The sequence below is a fragment of the Acidovorax temperans genome, assembly GCF_028596105.1.
GTDB classification, from domain to species: Bacteria; Pseudomonadota; Gammaproteobacteria; order Burkholderiales; family Burkholderiaceae_C; genus Acidovorax; species Acidovorax temperans.
Window position 1 is genome coordinate 4,192,515 of the sequence record NZ_CP117193.1, and the last position, 14,995, is coordinate 4,207,509.

General features: G+C 63.7%; 11 protein-coding genes and 1 pseudogene. 5 read left to right on the forward strand and 7 right to left on the reverse strand.

Annotated features, from left to right (window positions below; translation table 11 throughout):
- Window positions 1-144 precede the first annotated feature (144 nt).
- The 3 genes from lplT (at window position 145) to PQV96_RS19730 (ending at window position 3,008) form a co-directional block, all read left to right on the forward strand.
- Window positions 145-1,449 carry a lysophospholipid transporter LplT gene (gene lplT / locus PQV96_RS19720; protein ID WP_273623954.1) on the forward strand — a complete coding sequence of 435 codons (1,305 nt, stop codon included), beginning with the start codon at window positions 145-147 and terminating at the stop codon, window positions 1,447-1,449.
- A 112-nt stretch (window positions 1,450-1,561) separates the two neighbouring features.
- Entirely contained in the window at window positions 1,562-2,446 is an 885-nt protein-coding gene (locus tag PQV96_RS19725; protein ID WP_273623955.1) for a DMT family transporter, read from the forward strand.
- Window positions 2,447-2,519: 73 nt separating this feature from the next.
- Window positions 2,520-3,008 (forward strand): glutathione peroxidase, encoded by a 489-nt coding sequence (locus tag PQV96_RS19730; protein ID WP_273623956.1) that lies wholly within the window; start codon window positions 2,520-2,522, stop codon window positions 3,006-3,008.
- 165 nt (window positions 3,009-3,173) lie between these two features.
- Here the strand turns inward: PQV96_RS19730 and PQV96_RS19735 are convergent, their stop codons facing one another.
- The 4 genes and pseudogenes from PQV96_RS19735 to PQV96_RS19750 all read right to left on the reverse strand — a co-directional run bounded on the left by PQV96_RS19735 (window position 3,174) and on the right by PQV96_RS19750 (window position 6,966).
- Window positions 3,174-4,361 (reverse strand): RodZ family helix-turn-helix domain-containing protein, encoded by a 1,188-nt coding sequence (locus PQV96_RS19735; RefSeq protein ID WP_273623957.1) that lies wholly within the window; start codon window positions 4,359-4,361, stop codon window positions 3,174-3,176.
- A 426-nt stretch (window positions 4,362-4,787) separates the two neighbouring features.
- Window positions 4,788-5,465 (reverse strand): annotated as a pseudogene (locus PQV96_RS19740) (helix-turn-helix transcriptional regulator); the annotation flags it as partial.
- 57 nt (window positions 5,466-5,522) lie between these two features.
- Window positions 5,523-6,014, reverse strand: coding sequence for a GyrI-like domain-containing protein (locus PQV96_RS19745; RefSeq protein ID WP_273623959.1), 492 nt, complete (start codon window positions 6,012-6,014; stop codon window positions 5,523-5,525).
- 91 nt (window positions 6,015-6,105) lie between these two features.
- On the reverse strand, window positions 6,106-6,966 hold the full coding sequence (locus tag PQV96_RS19750; RefSeq protein ID WP_420482166.1) for a ProQ/FINO family protein: 861 nt from the start codon (window positions 6,964-6,966) through the stop codon (window positions 6,106-6,108).
- 155 nt (window positions 6,967-7,121) lie between these two features.
- Here PQV96_RS19750 and PQV96_RS19755 point away from each other — a divergent pair, with 155 nt between their 5' ends.
- Window positions 7,122-8,123, forward strand: a complete 1,002-nt coding sequence (locus PQV96_RS19755) for an ABC transporter substrate-binding protein (protein WP_273623961.1) — start codon at window positions 7,122-7,124, stop codon at window positions 8,121-8,123.
- Entirely contained in the window at window positions 8,120-10,630 is a 2,511-nt protein-coding gene (locus tag PQV96_RS19760; protein ID WP_273623962.1) for an EAL domain-containing protein, read from the forward strand. The genes PQV96_RS19755 and PQV96_RS19760 overlap by 4 nt, the downstream gene beginning before the upstream one ends.
- Before the next feature lie 270 nt (window positions 10,631-10,900).
- Here the strand turns inward: PQV96_RS19760 and PQV96_RS19765 are convergent, their stop codons facing one another.
- The 3 genes from PQV96_RS19765 to PQV96_RS19775 all read right to left on the reverse strand — a co-directional run bounded on the left by PQV96_RS19765 (window position 10,901) and on the right by PQV96_RS19775 (window position 14,994).
- Window positions 10,901-12,640, reverse strand: coding sequence for a methyl-accepting chemotaxis protein (locus PQV96_RS19765; protein WP_273623963.1), 1,740 nt, complete (start codon window positions 12,638-12,640; stop codon window positions 10,901-10,903).
- Between the two features lie 236 nt (window positions 12,641-12,876).
- On the reverse strand, window positions 12,877-14,130 hold the full coding sequence (glcF, locus tag PQV96_RS19770; RefSeq protein WP_273623964.1) for a glycolate oxidase subunit GlcF: 1,254 nt from the start codon (window positions 14,128-14,130) through the stop codon (window positions 12,877-12,879).
- A 51-nt stretch (window positions 14,131-14,181) separates the two neighbouring features.
- Complete coding sequence (locus tag PQV96_RS19775; RefSeq protein ID WP_273623965.1) at window positions 14,182-14,994, reverse strand: YoaK family protein; 813 nt, start codon at window positions 14,992-14,994, stop codon at window positions 14,182-14,184.
- Window position 14,995 lies beyond the last annotated feature (1 nt).

Here is a 14,995-nt window from a genome sequence, read left to right on the forward strand (position 1 = left end):
CCGGGTGAACAGCCCCGGATTCTGTCACTGCCGCCGTTTATCCGCGTGATATAACCGCCGGTCTCTTATAACCGCCGGTCACTTGCCACGGTTTTCTACTTTTACCAGGGCATCAGCGCCGCTGATGCAGCCACAAGCCCTCCGATGAAGCGCGGTTTCTACACGATCATGTCGGCGCAGTTTTTCAGCTCGCTGGCCGACAACGCACTCTTCGTGGCCGCCGTGGAGTTATTGCGCACCGAAGGCGCGCCCGAGTGGCAACGCGCCGCCCTGGTGCCCATGTTTGCGCTGTTTTACGTGGTGCTGGCCCCGTTTGTGGGCGCCTTTGCCGACGCGCTGCCCAAGGGCAAAGTCATGTTCATCAGCAACGCCATCAAGGTGGTGGGCTGCCTGATGATGCTGTTTGGCTCGCACCCGCTCATGGCCTACGCGGTGGTGGGGCTGGGGGCGGCGGCCTACTCGCCCGCCAAGTACGGCATCCTGACCGAGCTGCTGCCCGCATCGCAACTGGTCAAGGCCAACGGCTGGATCGAGGGGCTGACGATTGCCTCCATCATCCTGGGCGTGCTGCTGGGCGGGCAACTGGTGGGGCAGCACCTGTCGGTGCTGCTGCTGAGCATTGACATCCCCCTGATCGACACCGGCGTAGACACCGCTGCCGAATCGGCCATTGCTGCGCTGATCCTCGTGTACATGGTGGCCGCCTGGTTCAACACCCGCATTCCGCACACCGGCGTGGAAATGCGCCCCCTACGCACCAACCCCTCGCGCAACGTGCTGGCCAACACACTGGCGCTGCTGCCCGACTTCTGGGCCTGCAACAACCGCCTGTGGCGCGACAAGCTGGGGCAGATTTCGCTGTCCACCACCACCCTGTTCTGGGGCGCAGGCGGCAACCTCAAGTTCATCGTGCTGGCCTGGGCCGCTGTGGCGCTGGGCTACAACACCACGCAGGCCTCGGCCCTCACGGGCGTGGTGGCCATTGGCACGGCCGTGGGTGCGGTAGTGGCATCCATGCGCATGCGGCTCGATGCGGCCACCAAGGTCATCCCGCTGGGCATTGCCATGGGGCTGCTGCTCATTCTGATGGTGTTCATCAACAACATCTGGCTGGCGATTCCGTTTCTGATCTTGCTCGGCGGCCTGGGCGGCTACCTGGTGGTGCCCATGAATGCGCTGCTGCAGCACCGGGGCCACAACCTGATGGGCGCGGGGCGTTCGATTGCCGTGCAAAACTTCAACGAACAGGCCTGCATCCTGGGCCTGGGCGCGTTCTACAGCCTGTCGCTCAAGCTGGGGCTGTCGGTGTTCGGCGCCATCACCGCGTTTGGCCTGGTGGTGGCGGGCACCATGTGGCTGATCCGCCGCTGGCACATCAGCAACTGCCATCGCCACAGCGAAGAGGTGGAACACCTGCTGCACATTGCGCGGCAGGACCACCACCACTGATACGGGTTGGCCTTCAAGGGCATGAGCCCGCCGCAGGCGCAGGCTTGCTCGCCAATCACTTCAATTTTGATAGCTGCTGGCGCTTGCCCCATAAGCGCTGGCGACCAATTTGATGCATAACTTTTTACCCGTCCTCGCGCTTGTGTTCAACGCCTTCGTCTGGGGTGTTTCCTGGTGGCCGTTTCGGCAACTGCACGGCGCCGGGTTGCACCCCCTGTGGGCTACGGCACTGATGTACGCGCTGGCCGTGGGTGGCCTGCTGCTGGCGCGCCCTGGCTTGCTCGCGCGCACCTTGCAGCACCCAGCCCTGTGGCTGCTGGCCCTGTCGTCGGGCCTGACCAATGTGGCCTTCAACTGGGCGGTGACGGTGGGCGACGTGGTGCGGGTGGTGCTGCTGTTTTATCTGATGCCCGCCTGGTCGGTGCTGCTGGCCTGGCGCGTGCTGGGCGAGCGCCCTACGCGCATGGCCGTGGTGCGGCTGGTGATGGCATTTGCGGGCGTGGCCCTGGTGCTGGTGCCTGCGGATGCGTCCATTGAACGCATGATGGGCCACTTGTCAGGGGCCGACCTGCTGGCCCTGGCCGGGGGCTTTTGCTTTGCGCTGACCAACGTCACCCTGCGCCGCCTGCACCAGCTGCCCAGCGAATCCCGCATGCTGGCCATGTTTGGCGGCGGCGCCCTCATGGCCACGGCCAGCGCCTGCACGGGGTTGCTGGTGGGCTTTGTGCCCGCCCTGCCCGCCCCAGCCACCAGCTGGGTGGTGCTGGCGCTGCTGCTGGCGGCCGCTTTTTTGCTGACCAACTACGCGCTGCAATTCGGCGCCGCACGGCTGGCCGCAGGCACCACGGCGCTGATCATGCTGTCGGAAGTGGTGTTTGCCAGCGTGTCGTCGGTGCTGCTGACGGACACCGCTCTGGACGCGCGCACCGTGCTGGGCGGCAGCCTGATCGTGTCGGCCGCCCTGCTGGCCACGCTGCGCTGGCCCCGAAAAGCCTGACGCACCCGCAGAAAAAGCGGCGCCGATACGATGGGCGCAGTCACCCCACTGTTCATCCCACCGAGACTTGCCCATGCCCCAAGACATTTACGCATTCGACGCCCAGGACATCCAAGGCCAGCGCGTGGCGCTGGAGCAGTTTCGGGGCAAGGTACTGCTGATCGTGAACACCGCCAGCGCCTGCGGCTTCACACCCCAGTTTGCGGGGCTGGAGCAGTTGCACCAAACCTATGCAGAGCGCGGACTGGTGGTGCTGGGGTTCCCCTGCAACCAGTTTGGCAGCCAGGACCCCGGCAGCAACGACGAGATTGCCAGCTTCTGCCAGCTCAACTACGGCGTGAGTTTTCCGATGATGGCCAAGATCGACGTGAACGGCGCCAACGCCTCGCCCCTGTACCAATGGCTCACCGCCGAAGCCCCCGGCCTGCTGGGCAGCAAAGCCATCAAGTGGAACTTCACCAAGTTCCTGGTCGGCAAAGACGGCCGGGTGATCCGCCGCTACGCACCACAGGACGCGCCGAAGAAGCTGGCGGCGGATATTGAGGCTGCGCTAGCAGGTTAAGAAGGCACACTCTGTGTCGCCGCGCCACTCACGAGACGATTCCGGCCCAACTGCTGCTTTCGGCCACAAGCTGCTATTGCTGAATGGCAAAAAGCCGCCCCAGTTGAGGCGGCTTTCTCTGGGTCTAAGCTTCGTCATCTCAGAGCGATGACGAAACAGTTTGCATTAATTTTTGGGGATCACGCCAATTTCGATATAGCCCCCGGAATCAATGCCTGTTTCATTGGAAACTACTGCAAATAATCCTGATCGCGCCATAAAGTAATTATTACTCCTCGCTGTGTAAAGCCCTGCAATTGGTTGGTCAGGCGATATGCTGATAGGAGATTTTCCTAGAGGTGTAATCGTTGTGCTGTTCAGGGTCAGCGTATCAGACACTCCATCGGTACTATAGGTAGAGTATGCACCGTTGTTAAGATTTCCGAAGGATGAAGTTGCTACTTGAGACGCCGCGATAAACAAGCCACTGACAGAGCCCTCTGCATCGCCAGGATCATTCTCAGCAAACGCCAGAATCTTAGAATCTCCCTGCCCTGACACAAAAACAGTGCCTCTTACCACACGAGAACTTCCACTTCCAGTTACGAACAGAATTCGATTGGATGCTGTGTCTTTTTCAAGAGTACCTGTGGCTGTCAAGGCGGAGCTTGTTCCTCCATTTTTATAAAAACTCCAGCTGCCATTATTTTGAATAACAAAAGTGGCATAACTGGTGCGTAGAGCTGGCGCCCCACCATTTCGTGGTTGATCCACTTGATACCTGACCATCGAATACGTGCCAGCCGCGTCTGCAACGTCCGTCTGAATGTCTCCCAAGAGGAGTACAGGGATCTTGCTCACAGGGTGGAATGCGTACCCAAGCCGATGACTAGCCAAAGCTACAGAGCGTCCGCTAGAGGTTGTTTCGTTGAAAAGGCAGCTGCCATTATTTGATTTGACGGATAGGGTTCCATCCGTGAATTGGCGCTCGTAAGCAACACGGGACCCAGAAAAGCTAACCCTCAGATCTCTGCCAGTAACCGTGAAACTTGCATTGGCAACATCTCCATTAGCAGATATGGCAACCATACTATTGGATGGTATTGCCCCACTACAGTTTGCTGTTAGCGCCACAGGCTCAGCGGGCGTTGGATTAACTGGTGTTGGATTAACTGGTGTTGGATTAACTGGTGTTGGATTAACTGGTGTTGGATTAACCGGTGTTGGATTAACCGGTGTTGGATTAACCGGTGTTGGATTAACCGGTGTTGGATTAACCGGTGCAGGTTGATTTTCGTCGCCACTACCTCCACCGCATGCGGCAAGCACGGCCAGAGAAATAGATGATAAAAAAAGTTTGGCTTTATTTTTCATGTGAATGAATCAAAAACGAGATCGCTATTAGAAATCGATATATAGGCTGAAGATCTTCAGCTCAGCGCAATGCGGTTTTCTCTCTCGACTAGAAGGGAGACTACGCCGCGCGATCATAACGGTTTTACTTTTTGTACGGCCAATTGATGATTGGCATTGAGCACCGAAAAACTAGATTTGTTGTCTTTGTGTAACAACAGCCTCTAGTTTTTAACATTCAATTGATATTGTGTTGTTTCGGAATCAAATTCTTCGGAATGCCTTGTGTATCAAGTTCTGAAAAACTTGGTTATCAAACGCTTGCTCCTGAAAAGCCAACTCCGCTTCGGCCCCTTCCCGGATTGGGCCCTCACTCCTTGCGCGCCCCTTCAAGAACTTCTCTCTGCCCCCGGTGCAGCCACGCACTCCAGCGGCCACCCCGTCCCTCTCTGCCTCCACCTGGCGCAGCAGGTCGGCCAGCGTTTTGCCGGGCTCTTGCCGAAAGCGCTCGGGCAGCACCGTGAAGGCCGCGATGCGGTCGATGCGAAAGCCCCGGAAGTCGTTGCGCAGCTCGCACCAGGCTGACAGGGTCCACACCTTGCCCCAGTAAAAGCAGCCCAGCGGCCGCAGCCGGCGCAGGCTGGGGCGGCCCTGCACATCGGCGTAATCAATTTCCACCACATGACAGCTTTGCACCGCCTCGCGCAGCGCCTGCAGGGTGGCCTGGGCGCGGGCGTCGAGCCCCACCAGGGGTGCGTACAGCGCCTGGGCTTCGGCTGCCAGCCGGGCTGCGGGGGGTAGCACCGAAAGGATCTTGCCCAAGGCGCCTTCCACCTCGCGCGCCAGGCCCGGGTCCAGCCAGGCCTGCGCCAGGCGGGCAGCGGCCACCAGGGCGTTGGCCTCACCCTGGCTGAACATGAGCGGGGGCAGCTCAAACCCCGCCCCCAGGCGGTAACCCACGCCCGCTTCGCCTTCGATGGGCACGCCCTGGTGCTGCAGGTCGGCCACGTCGCGGTAGATGGTGCGTTGCGAGACCTCGAGCCGCTCGGCCAGGAAGGCGGCGGTGGACAGGCGCCGCCCGCGGATGAGCTGCACGATCTGGAACAGGCGGTCAGCGCGGCGCATGTTTTGAGCAAAAACAGGCTCTAGCGCCTATGCAACAAGCGCCATTAGCTACATATTTCATAGCAAATCACCCCGCACACCAATGTGAAGCGCCACATGGTACGGGCCCGAGTAGGCCTCGAAGTCGGTGCCAAAGCGCCGCTGCACCTGCGGGTGGTTGGCAAAGTAGCGCCACACGGCGCCCCAGGCGTCGATGACCAGCTGGGGCATCTGGCCCTCGGCTTCAAACACCAGGTAGGTGCCGGCTTCAATGTCCACCGTGGTGGCGCCCTGCAAAGCCTGATGGTTTGCCGGCGCCGCGACACCGGCGGTCACGTCGAAGGCGCCATGCTGGTCTGAGGCATAGCCGCTGTAGACGCCAAACACCCGACCATCGGCGCCGGGCGGGGGCAGCTTGTGTTGCCAGCTTTCGCTGAAGAAACGGTCCCACAGCGGGCCGATGCGGGCGCTGGCCGGGTCGGCCTCGGCCGCATTGGTGGTGCGCACGGCGATCCCGGCAACGCGAAAAGCCGCCACGGTGGTCGCCTGGGGTGCGATGAAAGAGGACACTCCAACTCCCTGTATTTATTCACAGGGTTGGCATGGTGCCGCGTGGCTGCTGACACCGTGATGTCAGCAGCATGGCAGTGCTGTGGCGTGGTTACACCGCCGGGGCGCTGGCGGATGGGTTGCCCTGGGCGGCAGCGGCCAATTTGCGCGCGCGTTCGAGTTGCTGGCCGGTGCTGCGCGGATCCATGCCGTACATATCGGCAAACTGCTCCAGCGTGCTGCCGCTGGCTTCAAAGGCGCGCAGCAGGGCTTCAGCCTTGGCGTTGCGGGCGGCCCATTCGGCAAAGGCTTCTTCGAGGATGGCATTGGCAGCGTCGTCGCGGCCCACCACCAGCTCGGTGTAGGCCTCGCGGGTCAGGCCCGAGGATTCGAACGCCGCAATGATGCGGTTGCGCAGCTTGGGCAGCAGGTCTTCGGTGGGGCGGCCCTTCTGGTTCTTGCGGCGGCGGTACACCTCCAGCAAGGCGTGGTGTACATGTTCGGGGGCCATGGCTTCCACAGGCTGGCCTTGCAGGTCATGGCGCTTTTCGCCAGCGGCCACGGCCTGTAGGTAGCGGGTGGAACGGGTGTGGATGCCCAGCGCCACCTTGAGGGCTTCGCGCTCAAACGCGTCGGGGTGGGCGGCCAGCAGGTCCTGGAAGATACCGCGCTTGAGCGGGCGGAACACCGCGCCAAACAAGTGGGGGTACAGGCCCGCCAGTTGTTCCAGTACGGGGTGGGGAGTGCGGGGGGCTTTGGCCACGCCAGGGGCAGCATCCGGCGTAGTGGCCGCGGGTGCAGGGTTGCGGGGGCGCTGGCGCTTGCCGCCACGGCGGGCACGGCCGGCCCCGGTAGCGGCGGCATCAACAGATGCGGGAGCGGGAGAGGGGGACGAAGAATCGGCAGACATGGTCGTGGCAATCAGGCCGCAGGCAGGCTGCAGCAGCGGACGGAGAAAACAACCCCGCATCATCCCAGATTTCCCTGTAGAGGGTCCCGAGGCGATTTCTGTCGCGCATGGCAGGCGGGCACCTGCGCGACTTGCCACCTAGGAGTTCCCCCTCCTTTGGCCAAAACATATGCCCTGGGTTGGACACACTCGCTTACCATTGGGCAATGCATTCCGCTGTGCCCCACACCGCTGACTCCCCCGGCAAACGTTCCGGGTGGCGGGGGACTTGCATTGCACTTGCCCTGGCCTCTTGCGCCGCGCTGTTGAGCGCGTGCGGCGCCCGCTATGAGGCCCCGCTGACGGTGGGCACCAACACGTGGACGGGGTACGAGCCCCTGTACTTGGCGCGCGACCTGGGCCTGCACGAAGGCCTTCCCCTGCGCCTGGTGGAGCTGGGCTCCACCACCCAGAGCATGGATGGGCTGCGCACCGGCCGGCTCGACATGGCGGGGCTGACGCTGGACGAAGCCCTGACGCTCGTCCAGGAAGGCATTCCCATCAAGGTGATCTGGGTCTTGGACATTTCCCAGGGCGCCGACGCGCTGGTGGCCCGCTACGGGGTGGCCGGGCTGGCGGACCTGCGCGGCCGCAAGGTGGGGGTAGAACAAACGGCCGTGGGTGCCTACATGCTGAATGCAGCCTTGGCCAAGGCTGGGCTGCGCACCACCGACATCACCGTAGTGCCCCTGCCCCTGGACGAACACCTGACGGCCTGGCGCGAGAGCCGGGTGGACGCGCTCGTGACCTTCGACCCGGTGCTGCAGGTCTTGCGTGGCGAGGGAGCGCCGGTGCTGTTTGACAGCAGCGCCATCCCCGGTGAAATCGTGGACGTGCTGGTGGCGCGCACCGACGCGCTGGCCTGTTGCACCCAGCGCATCTCCCAACTGCTGGCCGCCCAGGAACGTGCCCTGGCACACCTGCGCACTCAGCGCGAAGACGCGCTGCGGCGCATGGCGCCCCGCCTGGGCCTCACCCCGACAGAGATGGATGCAGCCTTCAGCGGTATCGAGCTACCAGACGCCGCCGCCAACCGCACGCTGATGAGCGGAACAGACTCGCGGCTGGCCGCCTCGGCGCAGCGCATGGCGCTGGGCATGCTGGAACAGGGCTTGCTGCAAAGGCGGGTAGACACCACCCACCTGATCGACGACCGCTTCGTACGCGGCACAACCCCATGACAGCGCCCCACCCGGAGCCCGCAGTCGCCACGCACACCGTGCGGGTGTTCAATCTGCGCCTGTGGCTGCCCCTGTCGCTCATCATTGCCAGTGCGGTGATGGCCTTGATTCTGATTGCAGACCAACAGCGGCATTACGCCCAGGACCTGCAGCGATTTGCCGACCACACGGCGCACGCGGAACTGCTGGAAACCCAGCGGGCATTGGAGACCGTTCTGCGCCGCAGCGATGGCAGCGGCACGGTGGGCATTGTTTCGCAGCTGGGACTGAACCCTGCCATTGCCCAGGCCGCCCTGGTGGGCCCGGACGGCAAAGTCATTGCGGCCACCCGCTTTGCCTGGAAGGGCCGCACCGCGACCGAGCACATACCCGGCTACACCGAAGACGCCGTGCGGCAGGTTCGCCGCGCGCAGCGTGAGCTCTTGACGCTGGACCGTGCGCAGCTGCGACTGACGGCAGTGGCCCCGGTCACCATGGGCCTGCAGTCTGGCGAAGTGCGCGCCACGCGCCAGGGCATGCTGTGGATTGACTATGACCTGCGCCCCGTGGCCGCAGAGACCTGGAACCAGCTCCGTACACAGGCAGTGGTGCTGGCGATGGCCGTGCTGCTTGGTTCGCTGGGCCTGCTGGCCTTGGCGCGCTGGGGCATTCTGCGGCCCGTGGCCGCGCTGCGTGCAGGCATGGAACGTATTGGCGCAGGCGATTTCACCCACCTGCCACGCCTGCAGGGCAGTGGCGATTTCCACGACCTGGGCCAGGCCCTTGAAAAGATGGCGAGCGAACTGCAGGCACGCAACACGGCGCTGGCCGAAAGCGAGGCCCGCTTCCGGCAACTGTCAGACGCCTCCTTTGAAGCCATCATCCTGCACGAAAACGGACGCATCACCGATGCGAACGCGGCCGCTGACCGCCTCATGGGCGTTGCGCCCGGAGGGCTGGTGGGCACGGCCATGCTCTCCTGGGTCTCCCCCCCCTTTCTGGAACGCACCATTCAGCGCACCACGCAGGGCATGGAAGGCGTGTGGGAAGTGGACCTGCAGGATGCACAAGGGCAAACCATCCCCTGCGAATGCAGCGTACGCCGCCGCCAGCTGGGCAACCGCCAGGTGCGAGTGGTGGCGGTGCGCGACATCCGCACCCGCCTCGCGGCCGAGGCCGAAATCCGCCAACTGGCCCATTTCGACGCGTTGACCGGGCTGAGCAACCGGCGCTCGTTGCTCGAACAAGTCGTGCAGGAGCTGGCAGCGGCCGATCTGCAACCGCGCCGCGCAGCCCTGGCCACCATCAACATCAACGCCTTCCAGTCCATCAACGACTCGCTCGGCATGGCCGCTGGCGACACCGTGCTGCGCACCATGGCACGGCGGCTGAGCGCGCTGCAGAGCCAGGGCCAAAGGCTGGCCCGGGTGGATGGTGACACCTTCGCCCTGCTGCTGTGCGACCTGCAAGGCGATCTGAACCAGGCATCGGCCGAAGCTGCACGCACCATCGAACGCTTGCTGGCAGCCATCGCCGAGCCGCTGGAGGTGCAAGGACAGGTGCTGCACCTGTCTGCCGGGGCAGGTGTGGTGATGATTCCCAACGACAGCCGCGACGCACCCGAGCTGCTGCGTGAAGCAGAAACCGCCATGCACCGTGCCAAGGATGCGGGCGACAGCCGCGTGTACTTTTTCGCCCATGCCTTGCAGGAAGCCGCCAGTGAACGCCTGGCGCTGCGCAGCGACCTGCGCCGAGCGTTGGAAGCCAAGCCCGCGCCGCTGCTGTTGCACTACCAGCCGCAGGTGGACAGCCACGGCCGCCTGGCCGGTGTAGAGGCACTGGTACGCTGGCAGGACCCGCGTCGCGGCCTGGTGTCGCCCGTGCAGTTCATCCCAGAAGCCGAAGCCAGCGGCCTGATCGTGCCCCTGGGCAACTGGGTTCTGGAAGAAGCAGCCACCACTCTGCACCGCTGGCAAAACGATCCCGCCTGCGCTCCGTGGGCCACGAAGCTGACGATGGCCGTGAATGTGAGTGCCCGTCAGTTCCGTGAGGCGGACTTCATCGGCCGCATTGAATCGCTGATCGCCCGCGTGGGCATCGATGCCTTTGCGCTGGAGCTGGAATTGACGGAAAGCGTGCTGGTGGACGACCTGGAAGCCACACTGGAAAAAATGGCCCAGCTGCGCCGCCACGGGGTGCGCTTTGCGCTGGACGATTTCGGCACGGGGTATTCCAGCCTGGCCTACCTCAAGCGCCTGCCGATTGACGTGCTGAAGATCGACCGCTCGTTCACCATGGACATCGACGCCCCCGAGCACAGCGGCCAAGGCAAACGCCCTGCGGTGCTGATCGACGCCATCGTGGCCATGGCCCACCAGCTGGACCTGCGCGTGCTGGCCGAGGGGGTGGAGACCCTGGCCCAGCAAGAACGGTTGCTGCGCTCTGGCTGCGACCTGTTCCAGGGCTACCGCTTCAGCCGCCCACTGCCCGAGGCAGAGTTCCGCGCCTGGGCGGCGGCGCAGCAGTAAGCCAGGTTGCCAAAGCGGCCTCTACGGCACACCCACTGTTCCCATCAGGCAGGGAACATTTCCGTTTGAGATCGTTGCCCAGTCTTGCCCCGGTCCGCCGCTGGATCAGGCGGGCGAGATGACAAACGGGGGACACCAGACAGTTCTGCAAGCTACAGACACACTTGCACCGCAGGGTGCGTCACCACATCAAGCGCTTTCGACGTGCGCAGAGCCAGCTGCAGCACCATGCCGCCCGCTTTGAAGCGGGCGGGTCACCTCAGCAAAGCGTCAGAACGATTCCCAATTGTCGTCAGAAGCCGTGGCCTTGGCCGGCGCTGCCACAGCGGACTTTGGTGAGGCAGCAGGAGCATGGCGCACCGCAGTTGCCGGCGCACGCTGAACGGCTGGAGCCCGTGCAGGCGCAGGAGCAAAGGCTGGGGCAGGCATGGCCTTGGGCTGACTCAAGGCTTCGCCCGCCATGCGGAAGACGGCCATGGCTTGCACCAAGGCTGCGGCCTGGTTTTCCAGGCTGCTGGCAGCGGCGGCCATTTCTTCCACCAAAGCAGCGTTTTGCTGTGTGCCCTGATCGATGACGGTGACCGCCTCGGCAATCTGCTGCACGCCACGGCTTTGCTCTTCGCTGGATGCACTGATTTCACCCATCAGGGCCGTCACGCGGCGGATAGCCTCGACTACCTCGGTCATCGTGGCGCCCGCTTCGTTGACCTGCGTGCTTCCCTGGTGAACCTGCAGGGCGCTGGCGGTGATCAACTCCTTGATCTCCTTGGCTGCGGTGGCCGTGCGCTGCGACAAGGTGCGCACCTCGGAAGCCACCACCGCAAAGCCCCGGCCTTGCTCGCCCGCGCGTGCAGCTTCCACCGCAGCATTCAGCGCCAGGATGTTGGTCTGGAAGGCGATGGAGTCAATCACCCCGATGATGTTGCTGATGCGGTTGCTGCTGTCGTGGATGCCCTTCATGGTGTGCACCACGTTGCTCACCACCGCCCCACCCTGCTCTGCCACCCGGGTGGCTTCCTGGGCCAGCTGGTCGGCGCGGCGGGCGCTTTCGGCGTTCTGGCGCACGGCGGCGCCCATTTCGTCCATCGACGCGGCCGTTTGCTGCAGCGCTGCGGCCTGCTGCTCGGTGCGGGCGGACAAATCGTGGTTGCCCGCAGAGATTTCACGGCTCGCGGCAGACACGCTTTCTGCACTCTGGCGAACGGTGCCCACCACTTCGGCGAGGCGCTCGCGCATGTTGCGCAGGCCCGCCATGATGCTGGCTTTGTCCCCCTCGCGGGTCAGCACCTCCACACCCAGATCACCGTTGGCCACGGCCAGCGCCACGCGCTTGAGGTCGGGCGGGTCTGCCCCCAGGTCGCGCACCACCGCGCGCAGGTACAACCCCAGGCCCGAAAGGCAGGCCATCACCAGCACCATCACCGCCACGGCGATGTTGCGGTCGGCAGCGGCCAGGCTTTTCACCTCGTTGATGGTCAGGGACAGGCGCTGGCTCTGGCGCTTTTTTTCACTATCCAGCACGGTGAGAATTTTGTTGCGCGCAGGGATGGTGCGATCCACCAGGAAGGCGAACGCTTCATCCTTCTTGCCGTCCTGGATGAGGCGCAGGTTTTCCTCTCCCACCTTCCAGAACTCGTTCACCAAGCCTTGCAAGGGCACGAACGCCTGGCGACCTTCGTCATCGAACATCCCCTGGCCCAGACCTTCCATGGCTCCAGCAATGGTTTTGCGCTTGTCTGCAATATCGGCCAGCGTGGCTTCCAGTTCCTGGGCGTTGCGCGCCAGAATGGCGTGGCGCAACTGCAGCGATACGCGGGTGACGTTCAGTTCCATCTCCGAGATGCGCTGCAGCTGGGGTACGTTGACGGTGCGCACCGAATCCGCATCGTCGCTGATGCGGCTCATCATGAACCAGATGGCCACCGCCACAGCGGCAAGCAGCACAAACATCACGCCGTTGATCAACAGCAAGCGCTGGCCCAACGTCCAAGTATGGCGGTGGTCGTTCATGAAATCTCCTGCGTCAACTACAACCTGTGCTCCAAGGGGTTGTAGGGTATGAAATTATGTAAGCGAGTGTTTCAACTTTACCATTTCCGTCATTTTTTGCAATCGAGGATCGCATTTTTGGTGTGTAAATGCACCACGCTGACGCCAACCCGCATCCGGGCCGCCAATCGAGCGGAGTGAGCCCACGGCACGCCGGGTAGCCCAGGGCGCGCAATCACGCGACGCCTGACAGCAGACTAACGCTGCCTCAGGGCTTCGTCCAGCACCTCCACCCAGTGCCGTACCGGCGTGCCCGTGCCGCTTTGCAGGTGGGTGATGCAGCCGATGTTGGCCGAAAGGATCATGTCCGGCGGCTGCTCGCCGAAGGCTTCGTTCAGCACGCCCAACTTGCGGTCGCGCAGCTGGTGAGACAGTTCGGGGTTCAGCACCGAATACGTGCCCGCAGAGCCGCAGCACAGGTGCGCTTCGTTGCGCGCGGCGCGCAGCTTGAAGCCCAGCTGGTTCAGGTGCGACTCCACCCCACCGCGCAGCTTTTGCCCATGCTGCAGGGTGCAGGGGGGGTGGTAGGCGTACAGGGTGTCAGGCTGGCTCACACGGCCCTGCAGCTTGGCTGCCAGCTCGGGCAGCATGGCAGGCAGCAGTTCTGACAAGTCGCGTGTGAGGGCGCTGATGCGCTCGGCCTTGGCGGCGTATTGCGCATCGTCCTTGAGCAGGTGGCCGTATTCCTTCACCGTCACACCGCAGCCCGAGGCGTTCATCACAATGGCTTCCACCCCGCCCTGCTCCACCAGCGGCCACCAGGCATCGATGTTGGCGCGCATCTCGGCCTTGCCACCTTCCTGGTCGTTGAGGTGGAACTTCACCGCACCGCAGCACCCGGCCTTGGGCACGATGACCGACTGCACACCCACGGCGTCGAGCACACGGGCAGTGGCGGTGTTGATGTTGGGCATCATCGCGGGCTGCACGCAGCCGGCCAGCATGATGACCTTGCGCGCATGTTCACGCGTGGGCCAGGCCCCGGCGTCACGGGGGGCGGGCACCTTGGCCTTGAGTGCTTCGGGCAGCAGGCCGCGCACCATTTGCCCGGCCTTCATGACAGGGGCAAACAGCGGCGAGGGCAGGCCTTCCTTCAGTGCCCAGCGCAGTGCCTTCTCGCCTGCAGGGCGGGGCACTTTTTCGTCCACGATCTTGCGGCCAATGTCCACCAGGTGGCCGTACTGCACGCCGCTGGGACAGGTGCTTTCGCAATTGCGGCAAGTCAGGCACCGGTCCAGGTGCATCTGCGTGGCGCGCGTGGGCTCGGCGCCTTCCAGCACTTGCTTGATAAGGTAGATGCGGCCGCGCGGCCCGTCCAGCTCGTCGCCCAGCAGCTGGTAGGTGGGGCAGGTGGCGGTGCAAAAGCCGCAGTGCACGCACTTGCGCAGGATGGCTTCGGCTTCCTGGCCGTCGGGGCGGGCTGCGTATTCGGGGGCGAGTTGGGTCTGCATGGAGCGTGCCTGGAGATAACGGTAAAGATCGGGGGGTGTTGCGCCAGCGGTCTAGGGGCCTGCATCGGGCCCGGACGGGCTGGCGTCGCCCGGCTGGTGGCCGGTGCGGCGCTGCAGCAGCAACTGCCGCAGCTTGTTCCGGTCAGCCCACAAAGGGGGCAGCGACAAGGTAAGCAGCACCAGCGCCAGCGGCAACACAAAAATAAAGCCCACGTACTTGAAGCCAGCAGCGCCTACCAGTCCGCCCACCAAAAACATGGCCGCCAGCCCGGCAAACAGGCGCAGCCGGTCGCGGTTCGCCTTCACATAGCGCTCAGGGGCGGTGCCGCTGCGGTTCCAGTAGAGCATCTTGCCCATTTCGATGCCCAGGTCAGTCACCACGCCGGTCATGTGCGTGGTGCGGATCTGGGCCGACGACATCTTGGTGACCACTGCGTTTTGCAGGCCCATGAGGTAGGCCAGCAGCAGCACCGTGAGGGGCACAGCAAACGGCGTGCGCCAGCCCAGCGTGATGGCCCCCACCAGGCCAAACAGCAGCATGAGGATGGCTTCGAGCAGCAACGGCAGCGCGTAGGTGCCGTGCAACTGGTGGTGGCGCGCCCAGTTCACCAGAATGGCCGTGCTGCCCGCCCCCGACATGAAGGCCCACAGCGTGCCCACCGCACCCAGCACCAGCTTCATGTTGCCCAGCACCAGGTTGTCGGCCAGTGACGAGAGGAAGCCCGTCATGTGCGAGGTGTACATCTGCGCCACCAGAAAGCCGCCCGCATTCACGGCACCTGCATTGAAGGCCAGCAACAGGCCCAGCACCCGGTTGGTGGTGACCGTGCGGTGGTGGCCCGTGAGATGGATCAGGTGGCGCATG

Bases quoted from the DNA above. Each gene is read 5' to 3' on its own strand.
- lplT (WP_273623954.1), top strand. From the start codon at position 145: ATGAAGCGCGGTTTCTACACGATCATGTCGGCGCAGTTTTTCAGCTCG.
- PQV96_RS19725 (WP_273623955.1), top strand. From the start codon at position 1,562: ATGCATAACTTTTTACCCGTCCTCGCGCTTGTGTTCAACGCCTTCGTC.
- PQV96_RS19730 (WP_273623956.1), top strand. From the start codon at position 2,520: ATGCCCCAAGACATTTACGCATTCGACGCCCAGGACATCCAAGGCCAG.
- PQV96_RS19735 (WP_273623957.1), bottom strand. From the start codon at position 4,361: ATGAAAAATAAAGCCAAACTTTTTTTATCATCTATTTCTCTGGCCGTG.
- PQV96_RS19750 (WP_420482166.1), bottom strand. From the start codon at position 6,966: ATGATGCGGGGTTGTTTTCTCCGTCCGCTGCTGCAGCCTGCCTGCGGC.
- PQV96_RS19760 (WP_273623962.1), top strand. From the start codon at position 8,120: ATGACAGCGCCCCACCCGGAGCCCGCAGTCGCCACGCACACCGTGCGG.
- PQV96_RS19765 (WP_273623963.1), bottom strand. From the start codon at position 12,640: ATGAACGACCACCGCCATACTTGGACGTTGGGCCAGCGCTTGCTGTTG.
- glcF (WP_273623964.1), bottom strand. From the start codon at position 14,130: ATGCAGACCCAACTCGCCCCCGAATACGCAGCCCGCCCCGACGGCCAG.
- PQV96_RS19775 (WP_273623965.1), bottom strand. From the start codon at position 14,994: ATGCGCCACCTGATCCATCTCACGGGCCACCACCGCACGGTCACCACC.